We start from the raw sequence: 16140 nt of genomic DNA on the forward strand, positions 1-16140 counted from the left end.
CAACGGTGACAACCTAGCCCGAGGGGACGAGCACCACGTTCTTGTCCTTCGGCCAGCGGACGCGCCAGGCGAAGTTGATGTCGCGGACCTCGCCGGGCTTGGCGTCGAACGACCATTCCAGCACGCCGCGCTTGTCGCGGATATCCTTTGCCGTGGGCGGCGTGGTCGCGGGCAGCATCTCGACGACGATGTCCTCGTTCTCGCTGACCGGCAGCTGGTCCTCGATCGCGACGTGGATCGGGAAGTCGTGGCCGTTGCGGACAGTGGTCTTGAACGCGCGCTCGTCGGTTTTCGAGGTCGTGACCAGGAGGCCGGCCGAGCCCTCGTTGCGCCTGAGCACCGCGCGTTCGATCTTGACCTTGTCGTCGGCGCCGAAGCCGAGCCGGACGACGTCGTCCCTGGCCGATGCCGAGAGCTTGCCGCGGCCGACGAAGATGCCGTCGCGGTAGATCGCGACCTTGCCAGGCAACAACGCGGTGTCTTCGGTCGGCCTGAAGCTGGCTTCGAGGAAGGCGGTGGGGTCCTGCACCGGTGCGGCGCGTACCGCGAGATCAGCAGGCACGCTCATCGAGGCGATGCGCAGGCTCTTCGCGCCCTCGGCAGCACCAAGACTGACGCGGCCGGGAATCCTGAAGGTGGCCTGGAAATCGCCGATCTCGGCAATGGCTTGCTGTTCATCGGCACGCTGGGCCGGCAGATCAAATTCCTCCCTGCTTCGTGCCGCCTCCATCTTTCGCGATGCCGGCGCAGATGCAGGCGCCGGCATGGCCGTATCCGCGGCCGAGCCCAGCGCGCGCGGCTTCGGCAGTTGCGGATATTGCGCGACCAGCGAGCCCAGCTCTGGCGCGCTGCCAGCACGGGCGATACGGACCGTGGAAACGCCGAGCGCAACATTCGACCAGTCCTCGCCGGTCGATTGCGTGACCTCGGCGCGGCGGACCAGCTCGAGCTGCGGCTTGCGGTCCTTGGCGCCGGTGTCGAGCCGGGCATCGTAAAGCGGAATCCAACGCGCATTGCGCACGGCGTAAGTCACCCGCAGCGTCGCCTTGGTCGCAGCTACGGAGGCGACATCGATGCGAACTTCGAGCTTGCTCGGCGGCTTGGCCGAACGATCGGCTTCGAGTTGCGCGATCTGGCGATCGATCTCGCGCTGCTTTCGCGCGGCATCACGGATCGTGGTGTCTGCGGCCGCGACTTCGTCAGCCACGGCGGTAAAGGCCGCACGCCATTCGGTGATCGGGCGCGCCTCGCCCTTGTCGCCGAGACCGGCGGGAGAGGCTTCGGCGAAGCGTTGCGCGAATTTGCGCCGGGCTGTGGCCGCATCGATCGCGCCTTGCAGATCCGCGCGCTCGTCCTTCAGCGCCTCGATGCGCTTGTCGAGCTCGGGGACGTTGACCGGCGGCGCCGCGCGCGGCGGCCGCGCATCGACGGTACCGATGGTGAGCTTCGCGCCGGCCTCACCTTCGACGCGGAGCGAGGACGGATCGAGCGAGAGAGGAAAATCCTTCGCGACCAGCGTCGAGTCGCCGGACGCGAGGTCGATCGCGATCACGCGGGTGACGGTGGCACCGTCGGGATAGACGGTGACGGTGTCGATGGCCGATGTGGCGTCCACATCGGCAGCCCATGAGGGCGAGGCGAGCGCGGTGGCCATCAGAACCAGGCTCGTCGTCGTCAGACATTTTGCGATCGTGCGCATCCAATTTCTCCCTGCCGATGTCGTCGCGCAGCCAACTGGGCGCGCGAAAACACGCCGCGCCATCGTGGTAAGACGCGGCAGCGAAGGAACCGGTTCGATTGGGGTTTCCGTTGGGCGCAGCTGCGGCAGCATGATGGCCGCGGAACGCGTCATCACGCCGCGCCACAACTCGCTTGGACATTAACTTTCAGACCTTGGTGGGCGAACCCTGGCCGAAGATGCGGCGAAGCAGATCGGTCACGTTCTTGGCGCCGGCCTTCTTCAAGATGCTGGCGCGATAGCCCTCGACCGTGCGTGCGCTCAGATGCATGCGCCGGGCGACCTCCTTGTTGGTCAGGCCGGCGGCCAGATGCGCCAGCACGTCGCCTTCGCGCGCGGTCAGGGGTTCGCAATCGGGCGGCCAGCGTCGCCGGTTTGAATCCGGCTGCACGGATTCGTCGATCGCGGCATCGATCCGATCGACCACCTCGTGGGTGCGAAACGGCTTCTCGATGAAATCGGCTGCACCGCTCTTGATGGCATCGACCGCCATCGCGATGCTGCCGTTCGCCGACGTCACCAGCACCGGCGCCATGCAATTTTCCTCGCGCAGGCGCTTGAGCACATCGAGCGCGGAGCGATCCGGCGGCATCTCGAGCACAACGCAGGCCGGCATCCGCGCCTTGGCTTCCGACAACAGCGATGCGCCGTCGGCAAAGCAGATCACGTTATAGGCGCTTCGCTGGAGCGCGTCGGACAATTGTTCGCGGGAGGCGGCGTCGGTTTCGATGACGAATACCTCACCCTTGGAAAACATATTCCCCGGCATAATCCCGATCCAGCAATGTCTTGGTCAAATGAAGCGAGACGGCCGAGGGCTTCATCGCGCCCCGCCGTCATCCGCACCGCATTCGCGCCGGTGCTTCGCTTTCCCCCTATGTATGTTCCAGCCCATTCCCGGATTTGACGGATCGGGACAGAAACTTTACATTTCGGGACATCTGCGGGAATGGCTGACAGGAACGTGTCGCATGACCGACCTCATTCGCAGCGCAGGGTTGAGCTATTACCCGGACGTCGCCCGGTCGGTCGGGCTCGACCCCAAATACATGATGCGCAAGGCCAGGCTGCCGCTGGCCGTTCTCGACAAGCCGGATACCCCGATCGCCGTCGCAAGTCTGCGTCGCCTGCTCGAAATGTCGGCAGAAGCCTCCGGTGCTGAAGATTTCGGCCTGCGGCTCGCTGAGCACGGCGGACTGACCAATTTCGGCGCAGTCGGCCTGATCGTACGCGAACAGGCCACCGTCGGCGAGGCCATCGAAGCTTTCTCCCGCTTCATCCATGTCCACCACGACGGCATGAAGCTCGACGTCGCCAGGGACAAGCAGACCGTGACGCTGACGCTGCATCTGCGCGGCCGGCAGCCGACCGCGCCGCGGCAGTCGATCGACATGGCGCTCGGCAGCATCCATCGCATCATCCGGTCGTCGTTCAGCAGCGACTGGCGGCCGCTGGAGGTGCGCCTGCATTATCCGCCGCCGCGCGATCGCAAGCGCTACCACGAGTTTTTCGGCGGCCGCGTGATCTTCAACGCGGAGGAGGATGCGATCCTGCTGTCGGCGCACGACATGGAGCGGCGGATTCCGAGCGCGCATCCCCTGATCGCGAGCTATCTGCGCAAGCGGATCGAGGCGATCGAAAGCCGGCCGGCAAGTTGGGAGGAGAAGGTCGACGAGGTCGTGCGCATCCTGCTCGCGAGCGGCGACTGCACCGTCGAGCGCGTGGCTGAGCATCTCGCCTGCACCCGCCGCACCATCCACCGTCACCTCGCAGAAGCCGGCACCAGCTTCTCCGCGATTCTCGAGGCGCAGCGCGCCGATCTCGTGACCCAGCTGATCGAGGATCCCGACCGGCCGCTGGCTGACATCGCCGCACAGCTCGGCTTCTCTGCCCAGAGCGCCATGGCCCGCTGGTTCCGCAGCCACTTCGCTTGCACGATCACGGAATGGCGCAAGGGCATGCGGCCGCGGGCCAGGCCGGCCGACGTGCCGTCAACCTCCGCGGCCTAGCTGTGGTCTCTCAGGAGGTTGTCCATCTGGTCTGAACCGAGGAAGCTGAGGTTGCGAAGCTTCAGTGTTCCAGGGAGAGACCAGATGAACGTCCACAAGAATGCGCCTTTGACGCCCAAAGGTCGAGAGGCGATGGTGCGAAGCGTGGTCGCGAAACCAACCTCTTCAATCGCGCGCCAGGCCAAAATCCCGGTGTTCGCCGCAGGCACGGCGCACAGCGCCGCGACCGGCTTTCCGTCAATCTCCGCGACCAGGAACTGCGAGACGTGCCACATCGATATCGCGCGCGCCGTGGCAAGGCGCGCGATGAAATCGAGGCAATTGGGTTCAGGCCAGCCGAGCGCAATGTCGAATCAGCCGCGCGACCGGTAGCCGCGCATCGATGACAGGATAATTCTTGCGATGAAATCGGCGTCTTGCGGACGCGCAGACCGTATCGTCATGCGCGCCCCCTTCGCGAAGACCTTACGTGTTCTTCAACGCGACGCGGAATTCGGCTTCGGTCTTGGCCTTGACCTCGTCGAGCGTGACGCCGTCGGCGAGCTCGATCAGGGCCATGCCACCGTCGCCGTGCTTGTCGATGGTGAAGACCGCGAGATCGGTGACGACCATGTCGACGACGCGCTCGCCGGTCAGCGGCAGACTGCACTTCTTCAGGAGTTTGGGGCCGTCCTTCGCGGAATGCTCCATCACCACGACGACGCGCTTGACGCCGGCGACGAGGTCCATCGCGCCGCCCATGCCCTTGACCATCTTGCCCGGGATCATCCAGTTGGCGAGATCGCCGTTCTGGGCCACCTGCATGGCGCCGAGGATCGACAGATCCATGTGGCCGCCGCGGATCATGCCGAAGGAATCCGCGCTCGAGAAATAGGAGGTCGAGGGCAGCTCGCTCACGGTCTGCTTGCCGGCATTGATCAGATCGGCATCCTCTTCGCCCTCATAGGGGAACGGGCCCATGCCGAGCATGCCGTTCTCGCTCTGCAGGCTGACGTCGACGCCTTCAGGGATGTAGTTCGAGACCAGCGTCGGGATGCCGATGCCGAGATTGACGTAGTAGCCGTCACGCAATTCCTTCGCGGCGCGCGCAGCCATCTGTTCACGGGTCCAGGCCATGTGACTCTCCTTAGGCGGCAGTACGCGGGCGGGTGTTGCGGAATTCGATGCGCTTCTTGGCCGTGCCGACCTCGACGATGCGCTTCACGAAAATGCCGGGCGTATGGATGTGATCGGGATTGAGTTCACCGGCCGGAACCAGATGCTCGACCTCGGCCACGGTGACCTTGGCCGCGGTCGCCATCATCGGGTTGAAGTTGCGCGCGGTCTTGCGATAGATCAGGTTGCCGGCGGTGTCGCCCTTCCAGGCGTGCACGATGGCGAGGTCGGCGAACAGGCCGCGCTCCATCAGATACTTCTCGCCGTCGAACTCCTTCACCTCCTTGCCTTCGGCGATCAGCGTGCCGACGCCCGTCTTGGTGTAGAAGGCCGGGATGCCGGCGCCGCCGGCGCGAATGCGCTCGGCCAGCGTGCCCTGCGGATTGAATTCGAGCTCCAGCTCGCCGGCCAGGAATTGCTGGGCGAACAGCTTGTTCTCGCCGACATAGGACGAGATCATCTTCTTGATCTGGCGGGTCTCCAGCAGGCGGCTGAGCCCGATGCCGTCGACGCCGGCATTGTTCGAGACCACAGTCAGACCCTTGACGCCGGAGTCGCGGATCGCATCCGACAGCGACTCGGCGATGCCGCAGAGGCCGAAGCCGCCCGACATGATCATCATGTTGTCCTTGAGAACACCCTCGAGCGCCGACTTGGCGTCGGGATAGACCTTATTCATGCAAAAACCCTCGACTGAAATCTGCGGCAGGCGTCGCGCCTTGTCGGCGGCGATTATTAGGCGAATTCCTCCAAAGCCGTCAATGATACGGGGTTCTCCATTCCGAGGGCCGGTGCTAGAAGCTGCCCACGCCGTGGGCAGGCCCGTCCCCGGCCTTGAAAGCGACAAGAAAACCCATCAAGTTGCGGCACTTAACATAACAGGCATTGGGCGTGGCGACGCGCAGGTTTCCCGACCCCGCCCTTCTGGCTCCAACGTCCAACCCGATCAGGACACGCCATTGACCATGGCCCAAGGAATGAAGCGCCTCGGGACGCCGATCGCGGCGCTGCTCGGCGTCGTGCTGATCGCGCTGATCGCGACCTCCTGGCTCATCAACCGCGATGCGCTGCGCAAGGCCGTGGAAGCACAGATCCGCGACGTCACCGGACTCGAGCTCAGCGTGGCGGGCAACATCGACATCTCGGTGCTGCCGGCGAGCTACATCTCATTCCATGACGTCGGCCTCAAGGGTGGCGGCACCAGCGACCCTGCGCTCCATGTCGACGTGCTCACGGCCAATCTCAGGCTTTTGCCGCTGCTGCTGCAACGGTTCGAGATCGCCGACCTGACGCTACTGCGGCCACACATCCATGTCAGCCTGAAGCCGGATGGCGAGAGCAATTGGACCCCCTTCATCCAGACCATCGCGCGGACGATGAAGCCCGGCGCCGACAACCCCGTGTCGTTTTCCGAGATCCGCATCCAGGACGGCGTGCTCGACTACGAGGACGTGGCGACGAACGCCACCGAGAAACTCGAGGACATCGACCTGTCGCTGGCGTGGCCTTCGATCTCGCGCTCCTTTGCCGCAACCGGGCAGTTCGACTGGCGCGGCGAGCGCGTCGACGGCTCGATCAGCTTCGCCGATTTCGTCGCGGCCCTCTCGGGCGATCGCTCGGGCCTGAAGGCGCGGATCGCCAGCGCGCCGCTCAAGCTCGCTTTCGACGGCAGCGTCGCCAACCGCACCAGCCCGATGATGGAAGGCACGCTCACCATCGACAGCCCGTCCTTGCGCAACGCGCTGCGCTGGACCGGCCAGCCGCAGCCAGGCAGCGGCGGCTTCGGCCGCTTCGCGCTGAAGGCGCGTGCCAATGTCGTCGGCGCCTCCATTGCGCTGACCAACGTCAATGTCGAGCTCGACGGCAACACCGCCGAGGGCGTGATCACCTATGCCAATAACGGCCGGCAGACGCTGCAAGCGACGCTTGCCGCCGACGCGCTCGACCTGACGCCCTATATCTCCACCTTCCGCCTGCTCGCGAGCGGCGCGCGCGACTGGAACAGGCAGCTGTTCGATCTCAACGGATTGTCGAGCACCGACCTCGACATGCGCCTGTCGGCAGCCAGGCTGACGGTCGGTCCTTCGAAGCTCGGCCGCACCGCGATCGGTGCCAATTTGCGCAACGGCACGCTGGCGCTCTCGGTCGGCGAGGCTCAGGTCTATGGCGGTATCGCCAAGGGCTCGTTCGGCATCTCGCGCGCCGATACGGTCGCCGACATCAAGGCGCAACTCCAGTTCACTGACGTCGACCTCCAGGCCTGCGCCTCCGAATTGTTCGGCGTCAACAAGCTGTCCGGCCGCGGCAACATCAACGTGTCGCTCGTCGCCTCCGGCTCGAGCCCGTTCGGCCTGGTGCAGTCGCTCGACGGCACCGCCACCGTGACAGGCCATGACGGCGCGATCGCGGGCTTCAATGCCGAGCAGCTGCTGAAGCGGCTCGAGCGCCGGCCGCTGTCGGGCGGCGGCAACTTTCGCAACGGCTCGACGCCCTACGACAATCTCACCATCGCGGTGAAATTCGCTGATGGGATAGCCACCGCCGAGGACATCCGCATCGAAGGGCCGGCCGCGAAGATCACGCTGACAGGCACCGCATCAGTGCCGACGCGCGAATACGACATGAAGGGTGTGGCGAGCCTCAATACAACCTCTGGCTTCCAATTGCCGTTCATGGTGCAGGGTCCCTGGGACGACCCGCTGATCTTCCCGGATCCGGAAGCCCTGATCCGCCAGTCGCCCGCGGCGTCTCCTTTCCTCGACCTGCTGAAACAGCGCATCACCGGCGGAAAGGGACAGGCTCCGGAGGGATCGCCGACGGCGGAAAACGCCAAAGAAGGCGCCAAATCAAACTGAGGTATCCAACTGGGGATCGAGTCCGCCGATCACGCGAATTGATCGGGGCGAATTGATGCGGTGATTGGATCGATGCGCGCGTTAAGCATCTCCGAGCGCCCGATACACCTCGACCTATGTCTGACAACATGCCGCTAGATCGGATAGCGGCCATGGGCTAGTGTTTTATCCGACCGGTTAAAACACCGGCGGCTTGAGGGAGAAAAACGTGAAATCCAAGGTTATTGGCGCAATCTCAATCGCGGTCGCTGCAGCTGGGCTGTTTGCAGCCGCTGCACCCGCATTTGCGCAGCAAAAGACGATTACGGTCTGGTGGAGCAAGGGCTTCTATCGCTCCGAAGACGACGCGCTGATCGAGACGATCAAGAAGTTCGAAGCCAAGACCGGCATCAAGGTCGAATTGTCGCAGTACGCGATCCAGGACATGATTCCGAAGACGGTCGCAGCACTCGATGCCGGCACCGTGCCTGATGTCGCCTATTCCGATTCCTACGACGTGCAGGCGCAGGGCAAGTGGGCCTACGAGGGCAAGCTCGAGGATCTCACCGACGTCATGGATCCGATCAAGGACCGGTTCGTCCAGAATACGCTGGAGGCCTCGATCCTCTATAACGACGTGGCCAAGAAGAAGGCTTATTACGGCTTCCCGCTGAAGCAGCAGAGCATGCACGTCCAGATCTGGAACGACATGCTGGAGAAGGCCGGCTTCAAGCAGAGCGACATCCCGAATGATTGGAACGGCTACTGGTCGTTCTGGTGCGACAAGGTGCAGCCTGCGATCCGCAAGGCCACCGGCCAGCGCATCTATGCCGTCGGCCAGCCGATGGGCGTCGAATCCACCGACGCATTCCAGTCGTTCTACACCTTCATGGACGCCTATCACGTCAAGCTGGTCGACGATGACGGCAAGCTCACGGTCGACGATCCCAACGTCCGCGACAACCTGATCAAGGCGATGAAGGACTACACCGATACCTACATCAAGGGCTGCACCCCGCCGTCCTCGACGACCTGGAAGGATCCGGACAACAACGTCGCCTTCCACAACAAGACGATCGTGATGACCCACAATTTCACGATCTCGATCGCGGCGAAGTGGTACGAGGACTCGCAGAACCAGGCCCTCACGCAGGAACAGCGCGACGCCGGCAAGAAGGCCTATGAGCAGGACATCATCACCGCGTCGTTCCCGAAGGCCCCCGACGGTTCGACCATCCGCTACCGCTCCGACGTCAAGACCGGGCTGATCTTCACGGCGGCCAAGAACAAGCCCGAGGCCAAGCAGTTCATCAGCTTCCTGCTCCAGGAAGAGAATGTCCGTCCCTACATCGAAGGCGCGCTCGGCCGCTGGTTCCCGGTGACGAAGGAAAGCCAGGAAAGCCCGTTCTGGCAGGCTGACAAGCACCGCCGGGCCGTGTACGCGCAGTTCAAGGGCGGCACCGCGCCGTTCGACTTCACCAAGAACTGGAAGTTCACCATCCTCAACAACGAGAACGTGTGGGCGAAGGCCATGAACCGGATCGTGAGCGAGAAGGTCCCGGTCGACAAGGCCGTCGACGAGCTGATCGCCCGCGTCAAGCAGGTTGCAGGCTAGTTGCTCTTTTCTTCCTCTCCCCGCTGGTGCGGGGAGAGGTGAAACGCTAATACCGGCCGCCTCGTGCGGCCGGAAGTCCTTTCAAAGAGTCCCGAAGAATGGCGATTACGCTCTCTGGCGATCAGGCGATCCCCGCTCCACCCCTGTCGGCGCGGCTGACCACGGCGCAGGTCTGGGGCATCGTCCTGCTCGTGCCCTATCTGCTCGTTTTCCTCGCCTTCGTGGTTTATCCCGTCTGCTACGGGCTGTGGCTGGCGCGATCTCCGTCGAACTACGTCGCGCTCTACAACGACCCGATCTTCGCGCGCGCCGCGGTCAACACGCTGATCTTCCTGGTCATCGGCATCAACATCAAGATGCTGATCGCGCTGTTCCTGTCCGGCTTCTTCGCGCAGCAGCGCACCTGGATCAAATGGCTCTCCGTGATCTTCATCCTGCCCTGGGCGGTGCCGTCGATCCCGACCATCCTGTCGGTGCGCTTCATGCTCAACCCCGAATGGGGCGTGATCAACCACCTCATCTTCTCTTTCACCGGCGATGACGGCCCGAACTGGCTGAACGACCCGACGGTGGCGCTGACCATGGCGATCGCCGTGCACATCTGGAAGTCGCTGCCGTTCTGGACGCTCATCCTGATCACCGGCCGCCTTGCGATCGCGCAGGACCTGTTCGAGGCCGCCGAAGTCGACGGCGCCAACTGGTGGCAGAAATTCCGCTTCATCACCTGGCCGTCGATGCAGACGCTCTACGTCACCTGCACGCTGCTCTCGATGATCTGGACGCTCGGCGATTTCAACAGCGTCTATCTGCTCACCGGCGGCGGCCCCGCCGACCTCACGCACGTGCTGTCGACGCTCGGCATTCGCTATCTGCGGCTCGACCAGCTCTCGCTCGCGATGGCCTCCATCGTCTGCGCGATGCCGTTCGTCCTGCCGCTCGTGTACTTCATGATGAAACGGTTGTCGCGATGAAGCTTCCTGGCGTAAGCGAGTTTTCCTGGCGCGACGTCGCGACCGAAGCGCGATTGCTGTTGATCGGAATTCCCGTCTTCCTGTGGACGATGATTCCGATCTATCACATGTTCCTGTTCGCGATTTCCCCGAAGGAAGACGCCTTCTCGGGCAAGCTGTGGCCGGATCATCCGACCCTCCACAATTTCGAGATCGTGTTCAAGCAGCAGCATTACTTCCTGCGCGACTTCTACGTACAGTTCTGGAATTCGCTGGTGATCGCCGCCGCGGTCGGCGTGATGACGCTGGTCGTCGCGACGGCCGCGGCGTTCTCGATCTCGCGGCTGAAGGTGCCGGGTGGACGCATGGTGTTGAATCTCGCGCTCTTCACCTACTTCATTCCGGCGGCGTTCCTCGCCGTGCCGATGTACCGCACCATGGGCAATTACGGCCTGCTCAACAATCGCTGGTCGCTGATCCTGGCGATGGTGACGATCGCCAGCCCTTACGCGATCTGGGTGCTGAAGCAGGCCTCCGACAAGCTGCCGGTCGAGCTCGACGAGGCCGCGGTGATGGACGGCGCCACGACGCTGCAGATCTTCCGTCTGGTTTATTTGCCGCTGATGATGCCCTCGCTGGTCGCGATCGGCACCTATGCGGTGCTGCTCGCCTGGAACGAATATCTCTATGCGTTCCTGCTGCTGTCGAACGACCAGGACATCACGCTTCCCGTCGCACTCGGCAACTTCCTCGCCGCCGACGACTCGCCGTGGGAGCTGCTGATGACCACAGGCTTCATCTATGCGCTGCCGCCGGCCGCGGTCTATTACGCCTTCCGCCGCTACATGGTGGGCGGGCTCACGGCGGGTGCGGTGAAGTCCTAAAAATCTTCAGCGCGCTTCCTGCGATACGCAATCAGCAGCGCGATCATCGAGCCGAAGAAATAGCCGGCGGTCGCGCCCGAAATGGCGCGGCCGACGATGATTGCGAGCGCTCGATCGCCTGCGTCGATGGCGGAGATCACGCTCACCGTATACTGCAGGGTGAACACGACGAGATTGCGAATCAGGGCGAATGCGCTGCCTGGGCGGATGATCTCTCCTGTCTTGTGATCGACATCGAAGGGCCGCGGCGTCAGCATGCCGAGCGGCAGCAGCATCAGCGCCGCGACGATCCAGGCGACAAGCGGCCATTGGCTGTCCTGATGTCCGAAGCCGATCCTCGAAACGCCTAAGGCGATGAAAACGACCGGTACGATCAGCGCACGCCAGATCGGCGCCTTGCGCGGCCGCATCGACTTGATGCCCTGCCAAACCAGGTAAGCGAGCAGTATCCAGACCCAGGGCGGTGTATGGACCAGTATCTGAGAGGCGAACATCTCGAACTATTCCCATCTAGAGAGGTGCCGCGCTTTCGCCCTGCGAGCTCGACAGTTTCGAAGCCAGCGAAGCCATGACGATCACGACTGCGATCAGGGCGATCACGAGCGTGCAGATCGCGTTGATCTCCGGCTTCACACCGAGGCGCACCTCGGAATAGATCCGGATCGGCAGGGTCGCCGTGCCCGGGCCCGTGGTGAAGCTCGCGATCACGAGATCGTCGAGCGAGAGCGTGAAGGCGAGCATCCATCCGGCGACGATCGCCGGGGTGATCAGCGGCAGCGTCACGGACAGAAAGGCATGGGCAGGGTCGCAACCGAGGTCCATTGCCGCCTCCTCCAGCGACCGATCGAGCGAGCCGAGGCGCGACTGTACGACGACGGCGACGAAGCACATCGTCAGCGTGGTATGGGCAATCGTCACCGTCCAGAAGCCGCGCTCCGCGTTCAGCGCCACGAACAGCAGCAGCAGCGACAAGCCCGTGATCACCTCCGGCATCACCAGCGGCGCATAGAGCATCCCGGAGAACAAGGTGCGGCCGCGAAAGCGCTCGCCACGCGAAAGCGCGATCGCGGCCAGCGTACCGATCAGCGTGGCGACGGTTGCGGACGCGACCGCCACGCGCAGGCTCATCCAGGCTGCCTCGATCATGGCGCGATCGGCAAAGAATTCGTGATACCAGCGCAGCGACCAGCCGCCCCACACCGTCACCAGCCGCGAGGCGTTGAAGGAATAGATCACGAGGATGAGGATCGGCAAATAGAGGAAGGCGAGGCCCAGCGCCAGCGACGCGATGTTGAAGCGGGACAGACGTGAGGACTTGCGCATCTCACCGCTCCTCCAACTGCCGGCGCTGCAGCCGCTCGTAGAGCAGCAGCGGCAAGAGCAGCACGAGGAGCAGCACGATCGCCGCAGCTGAGGCGACCGGCCAATCCTTGTTGGTGAAGAACTCCAGCCACAGCGTCTGGCCGATCATCAGCGAATTGGAGCCGGCGAGAAGATCCGGAATCACAAACTCGCCGACAACAGGGATGAAGCAAAGAAGAACGCCAGCGCCGACACCCGGCAGCGACAGCGGGAAAGTCACCAGCCAGAACACCTGCCAGGGCGGCGCGCCGAGATCGCCGGCCGCCTCCTCCAGCACCGGCTCCATCTTGGAAAGCGTGGCGTAGAGCGGCAGGATCATGAACGGCAAATAGGAATAGACGATGCCGATATACATCGCAGTGTCGGTGGACAGCCAGACGACCGGCTCGCCGACCAGGTGCAGCCCCAGCAGGATCCGATTGAGCAGGCCGTCATGCTGGAGGATGTTGATCCAGGCATAGATGCGGATCAGGAACGACGTCCAGAACGGCACGATCACCAGCACCATCGCCACGGCCTGCCAGCGCTTCGGCAGCCGCGCCATGCCATAGGCGATGGGGTAGCCAATCAACAGCAACAGTCCGGTCGCGGTGATGGCAACGGTCAAACTGCGCAGATAGGCGAACACATAGAGGTCGTCGGAAACGATCAGCTTGAAATTGTCGATCGACAACGCGGCAAAGGCTGCCCGGATCGCCGTCCAACCCGCCGTCAGGTCGAACACCGGCTCGTAAGGCGGCTGCGCGATCACCGTCTGCGACAGGCTGATCTTCAGCACGAAGCCGAACGGCACCAGGAAGAACAGCACCATCCAGACATAGGGCGCGATGGCGGCGAAGCGCGCCGGTCGCGCGAAAATCCGGCGCGCGCTCATGACGGCAGCACCACGCAATCGTCGGGCGTGAACCAGGCGACGACGCGCTGATGCAGGCTATAGGCATCGACATCGAGACGCGCAGTGTTGGCGACCGACGCCTGCAGCATTCCGCCGGTATCGAGCTTCACCTTGTAGATGGTGGTGCCGCCGAGATAACAGACATCGGCGATCACGCCGTCGAGAGCGTTGATCGCAGTTTCACGACCGGCCTCGCTCGCGGGGCCGCGGCGCGACAGCTTGACCTTCTCGGGGCGGATCGCGACCGAGAATTTCACCTCGCCGACCGGCTGGCGCGGCTCGGCCACCACCAGCGTGCCCGCATCGTGTGTGCCGACGACGAGACGGTGACCGTCGCGCAAATTGGTCTCGGCGTCGAACAGATTGATGTCACCGACGAACTGCGCGATCCAGCGCGAGCGCGGCGCCTCGTAAAGTTCGCGCGGGGGCGCGACCTGGGCGAGCTTGCCTGATTTCATCACGCCGATCCGGCTGGCCATCGTCATCGCCTCTTCCTGGTCGTGGGTGACGATGATGAAGGTCATGCCGAGCCGCCGCTGCAGCTCCATCAGCTCGCCTTGGGTGCTCTCGCGCAGCTTCTTGTCCAGCGCCGCGAGCGGCTCGTCGAGCAGCAGCAATTGTGGCCGGCGCGCCAGCGCTCGGGCCAGAGCGACGCGCTGTCGTTGCCCGCCGGAGAGCTGGTCGGGCTTGCGCTTCTCCAGCCCCTCGAGCTTCACCAGCGCGACCATCTCAGCGACGCGCGCCGCGATATCGCCACGCGCCATGCCGCCGCGCTTGAGACCAAAGGCGATGTTGTCGCGGACCGAAAGATGCGGGAACAGCGCGTAATTCTGAAACATCATGTTGATCGGGCGCTCATGCGGCAGTGCCCGCGCGATATCCTTGCCGCCGAGCAGAATCCGCCCCTCGTCCGGCGCCTCGAAGCCGGCAAGCATGCGCAGCAACGTGGTCTTGCCGCATCCGCTCGGACCCAAAAGCGCAAAGAACTCCCCGGCCTTGATATCGAGCGATACGCCGTCGACCGCACGGAACGTCCCGAACGTCTTGGCCACGCCGTCGATGCGCAGCAGCGGCTCGCCCGCCGCCGGATGTGCGTCTCCAGCCGCACGGGCCGCGGCATCCATTCTCGGCAATTCGTCAGTCATGGTCCCTGCCAACCCCAATGCCGCCGCACGCTAGCGGCGGATCGGCCTTTGCTCAACCGGTTCGAGGCTGGTTCGTCATGAACGCAGCCAGCGCGTCACGGCCCGCCGCGGGCATGGTCAGGCCGAGCTTGGAGCGGCGCCACAGGATGTCCTCGGGGAAGCGCGCCCATTCGCGCCTCATGAGATAGCCCACCTCGGCGCCGGTCAGGTCGGGACCGAAGGCGGGGCCAAGCTCGTCACGGGTCTTCGCCTCGCCGAGCACATCAGCCAGGCGTGAGCCATAGGCCGCAACCAGGCGGCGGGCTTGCGGCTCATCCAGAAAGCGCCAGCGGTGGCGCGCGAGGTCGATCTCGGTCTCGAAACGATCCCAGGCGAAATCTCCGCCAGGCAAGGCCGCGCCCGAAGTCCAGGGCCGCGACATCGGATAGAACGGCGTCAAACGCGTCACCGCCCGCTCCGCGCGCAAGCGCGAGGTCGTGACATCGCCGCCGAACATCGTCAGCAGGGGTGCCTTGCGCCGGCGCGCGTGGAACAGCGTCGTGCCGTCACGTCGCCGCGCGGCCGCGGGCATCAAATTGACGCCGGAGACCGTGCGCACGACGTCGGTGGGAGCGACGCGCGCGCGGAAATAGCGGCTCGCGGCATCGCAGAGATAGCTGACGTCCGCGCTCGGCATCGCGACGATTGCGGGATCGCCGGTGAAATCGCGCGTGACCGTGCCGAGCAGCGTGAAATCGCGCTCGAACGGGCTGGCAAAGATCAGGCGTCCGTCATTATTCTGGAACACATAGACATTGTCGGATTCAAAGAGTTTTGGCACGACGATCTGGCTCATCTGCATGGCGGCCATGGGCGGTTGCGGCTGCCGCAGCACGGTTTCGGCGACCATCGACGTCCACCCGCCGGTGGCATTGGCCAGCGCACGCGCCGTGACCGCCCGGCGATGGCCGCGGTCGACCAAAACGAGCCGCCAGATGTCGGTCCTGTCCGCACGCACGCAGCGCGCACCGGTCAGGATCGCAGCGCCGCGTTCGGCCGCATCCAGCGCCGTGAGCACCACCAGGCGGGAATCGTCAACGACGCAGTCGGCATACTCGAAGGCCATGCCGAACGGACGCCTGAGCGCGTTGCCGACCGGATGATGCGTGATGTCGAGGGTGGTCGATCGTGGCAGCCCACCACGGTTCGTCAGCGTGTCATAAACATAGAGTCCAGCCCGCAGCAGCCATGGCGGTCGCTCGTCGGAATGGGCGGGGATCACAAAATTCATCGGCCGCACCAGATGCGGCGCGATCCGCAGCCACGTCCGGCGCTCGACCAGTGCCCGGCGCACCCGCCAGAAGCCGCGCCGCTCCAGCACCGATAGATCGCCATGGATCAGTCGCGGTGTCGCCGACGAGGCCGCGCTGCCGAGATCGCCCTGCTCGATCAGGATCACCCGCAGGCCGCGGCCGGCGGCATCGCGCGCGAGGCTGACACCATTCAGGCCGCCGCCGATGATCGCAAGATCGTAATCCGCCATGAAACCGTGGAGAGGGAGCGAGTGTGCGCCC

Annotated in this window: 15 protein-coding genes; 5 read left to right on the forward strand and 10 right to left on the reverse strand. The window is 64.2% G+C overall.

Features of this window, described 5'->3' with window-relative positions; translation table 11 throughout:
- Nucleotides 1-13: 13 nt before the first annotated feature.
- Together ACVWZ4_RS06890 and ACVWZ4_RS06895 are read right to left on the reverse strand one after the other, a co-directional pair.
- Nucleotides 14-1699, reverse strand: coding sequence for a mucoidy inhibitor MuiA family protein (locus tag ACVWZ4_RS06890; RefSeq protein ID WP_456739962.1), 1686 nt, complete (start codon nt 1697-1699; stop codon nt 14-16).
- 187 nt (nt 1700-1886) lie between these two features.
- Nucleotides 1887-2507 carry a response regulator transcription factor gene (locus tag ACVWZ4_RS06895; RefSeq protein ID WP_456701362.1) on the reverse strand — a complete coding sequence of 207 codons (621 nt, stop codon included), beginning with the start codon at nt 2505-2507 and terminating at the stop codon, nt 1887-1889.
- A gap of 202 nt (nt 2508-2709) precedes the next feature.
- Here ACVWZ4_RS06895 and ACVWZ4_RS06900 point away from each other — a divergent pair, with 202 nt between their 5' ends.
- Entirely contained in the window at nt 2710-3747 is a 1038-nt protein-coding gene (locus tag ACVWZ4_RS06900) for an AraC family transcriptional regulator (RefSeq protein ID WP_456739963.1), read from the forward strand.
- On the opposite strand, the gene ACVWZ4_RS06905 is transcribed toward ACVWZ4_RS06900, so the two are convergent.
- From ACVWZ4_RS06905 to ACVWZ4_RS06915, 3 genes are all read right to left on the reverse strand, one after another.
- Nucleotides 3744-4022 carry a hypothetical protein gene (locus ACVWZ4_RS06905; RefSeq protein ID WP_456701360.1) on the reverse strand — a complete coding sequence of 93 codons (279 nt, stop codon included), beginning with the start codon at nt 4020-4022 and terminating at the stop codon, nt 3744-3746. The two genes, ACVWZ4_RS06900 and ACVWZ4_RS06905, sit on opposite strands and share 4 nt — an antisense overlap.
- 190 nt (nt 4023-4212) lie before the next feature.
- A complete protein-coding gene (locus tag ACVWZ4_RS06910; RefSeq protein ID WP_456701359.1) occupies nt 4213-4863 on the reverse strand; it encodes a CoA transferase subunit B in 651 nt (216 codons plus the stop codon).
- A gap of 10 nt (nt 4864-4873) precedes the next feature.
- Nucleotides 4874-5581: a CoA transferase subunit A gene (locus ACVWZ4_RS06915; protein WP_456701358.1), complete on the reverse strand. Its 708-nt coding sequence runs from the start codon at nt 5579-5581 to the stop codon at nt 4874-4876.
- Nucleotides 5582-5867: 286 nt separating this feature from the next.
- On the opposite strand from ACVWZ4_RS06915, the gene ACVWZ4_RS06920 reads away from it, so the two are divergent.
- The 4 genes from ACVWZ4_RS06920 (at nt 5868) to ACVWZ4_RS06935 (ending at nt 11185) form a co-directional block, all read left to right on the forward strand.
- On the forward strand, nt 5868-7757 hold the full coding sequence (locus ACVWZ4_RS06920; protein ID WP_456705154.1) for an AsmA family protein: 1890 nt from the start codon (nt 5868-5870) through the stop codon (nt 7755-7757).
- A gap of 208 nt (nt 7758-7965) precedes the next feature.
- Nucleotides 7966-9351 (forward strand): ABC transporter substrate-binding protein, encoded by a 1386-nt coding sequence (locus tag ACVWZ4_RS06925; protein ID WP_456736210.1) that lies wholly within the window; start codon nt 7966-7968, stop codon nt 9349-9351.
- A 98-nt stretch (nt 9352-9449) separates the two neighbouring features.
- Nucleotides 9450-10322 (forward strand): carbohydrate ABC transporter permease, encoded by an 873-nt coding sequence (locus tag ACVWZ4_RS06930; protein WP_456701356.1) that lies wholly within the window; start codon nt 9450-9452, stop codon nt 10320-10322.
- Nucleotides 10319-11185 carry a carbohydrate ABC transporter permease gene (locus tag ACVWZ4_RS06935; protein WP_456701355.1) on the forward strand — a complete coding sequence of 289 codons (867 nt, stop codon included), beginning with the start codon at nt 10319-10321 and terminating at the stop codon, nt 11183-11185. Before ACVWZ4_RS06930 ends, ACVWZ4_RS06935 begins: the two co-directional genes overlap by 4 nt.
- Here the strand turns inward: ACVWZ4_RS06935 and ACVWZ4_RS06940 are convergent.
- The 5 genes from ACVWZ4_RS06940 to ACVWZ4_RS06960 are packed head-to-tail and all read right to left on the reverse strand — an operon-like array spanning nt 11182 to nt 16109.
- A complete protein-coding gene (locus ACVWZ4_RS06940; protein WP_456739964.1) occupies nt 11182-11679 on the reverse strand; it encodes a DUF6622 family protein in 498 nt (165 codons plus the stop codon). The two genes, ACVWZ4_RS06935 and ACVWZ4_RS06940, sit on opposite strands and share 4 nt — an antisense overlap.
- Nucleotides 11680-11695: 16 nt before the next feature.
- Nucleotides 11696-12508 (reverse strand): ABC transporter permease, encoded by an 813-nt coding sequence (locus ACVWZ4_RS06945; protein WP_456701353.1) that lies wholly within the window; start codon nt 12506-12508, stop codon nt 11696-11698.
- Between the two features lies 1 nt (nt 12509).
- Nucleotides 12510-13421 (reverse strand): ABC transporter permease, encoded by a 912-nt coding sequence (locus tag ACVWZ4_RS06950; RefSeq protein ID WP_456701352.1) that lies wholly within the window; start codon nt 13419-13421, stop codon nt 12510-12512.
- Nucleotides 13418-14587 carry an ABC transporter ATP-binding protein gene (locus ACVWZ4_RS06955; protein WP_456739965.1) on the reverse strand — a complete coding sequence of 390 codons (1170 nt, stop codon included), beginning with the start codon at nt 14585-14587 and terminating at the stop codon, nt 13418-13420. Before ACVWZ4_RS06955 ends, ACVWZ4_RS06950 begins: the two co-directional genes overlap by 4 nt.
- Nucleotides 14588-14639: 52 nt before the next feature.
- Nucleotides 14640-16109 carry a glycerol-3-phosphate dehydrogenase gene (locus ACVWZ4_RS06960; protein WP_456739966.1) on the reverse strand — a complete coding sequence of 490 codons (1470 nt, stop codon included), beginning with the start codon at nt 16107-16109 and terminating at the stop codon, nt 14640-14642.
- Nucleotides 16110-16140: the final 31 nt, after the last annotated feature.

The sequence above is a fragment of the Bradyrhizobium sp. USDA 4472 genome (assembly GCF_054058595.1).

Coding starts and splice junctions, on each gene's coding strand:
- ACVWZ4_RS06895 (WP_456701362.1), bottom strand. CDS start 2,507: ATGCCGGGGAATATGTTTTCCAAGGGTGAGGTATTCGTCATCGAAACC.
- ACVWZ4_RS06905 (WP_456701360.1), bottom strand. CDS start 4,022: ATGTGGCACGTCTCGCAGTTCCTGGTCGCGGAGATTGACGGAAAGCCG.
- ACVWZ4_RS06935 (WP_456701355.1), top strand. CDS start 10,319: ATGAAGCTTCCTGGCGTAAGCGAGTTTTCCTGGCGCGACGTCGCGACC.
- ACVWZ4_RS06890 (WP_456739962.1), bottom strand. CDS start 1,699: ATGCGCACGATCGCAAAATGTCTGACGACGACGAGCCTGGTTCTGATG.
- ACVWZ4_RS06960 (WP_456739966.1), bottom strand. CDS start 16,109: ATGGCGGATTACGATCTTGCGATCATCGGCGGCGGCCTGAATGGTGTC.
- ACVWZ4_RS06930 (WP_456701356.1), top strand. CDS start 9,450: ATGGCGATTACGCTCTCTGGCGATCAGGCGATCCCCGCTCCACCCCTG.
- ACVWZ4_RS06900 (WP_456739963.1), top strand. CDS start 2,710: ATGACCGACCTCATTCGCAGCGCAGGGTTGAGCTATTACCCGGACGTC.
- ACVWZ4_RS06940 (WP_456739964.1), bottom strand. CDS start 11,679: ATGTTCGCCTCTCAGATACTGGTCCATACACCGCCCTGGGTCTGGATA.
- ACVWZ4_RS06955 (WP_456739965.1), bottom strand. CDS start 14,587: ATGACTGACGAATTGCCGAGAATGGATGCCGCGGCCCGTGCGGCTGGA.
- ACVWZ4_RS06950 (WP_456701352.1), bottom strand. CDS start 13,421: ATGAGCGCGCGCCGGATTTTCGCGCGACCGGCGCGCTTCGCCGCCATC.
- ACVWZ4_RS06910 (WP_456701359.1), bottom strand. CDS start 4,863: ATGGCCTGGACCCGTGAACAGATGGCTGCGCGCGCCGCGAAGGAATTG.
- ACVWZ4_RS06915 (WP_456701358.1), bottom strand. CDS start 5,581: ATGAATAAGGTCTATCCCGACGCCAAGTCGGCGCTCGAGGGTGTTCTC.
- ACVWZ4_RS06920 (WP_456705154.1), top strand. CDS start 5,868: ATGGCCCAAGGAATGAAGCGCCTCGGGACGCCGATCGCGGCGCTGCTC.
- ACVWZ4_RS06945 (WP_456701353.1), bottom strand. CDS start 12,508: ATGCGCAAGTCCTCACGTCTGTCCCGCTTCAACATCGCGTCGCTGGCG.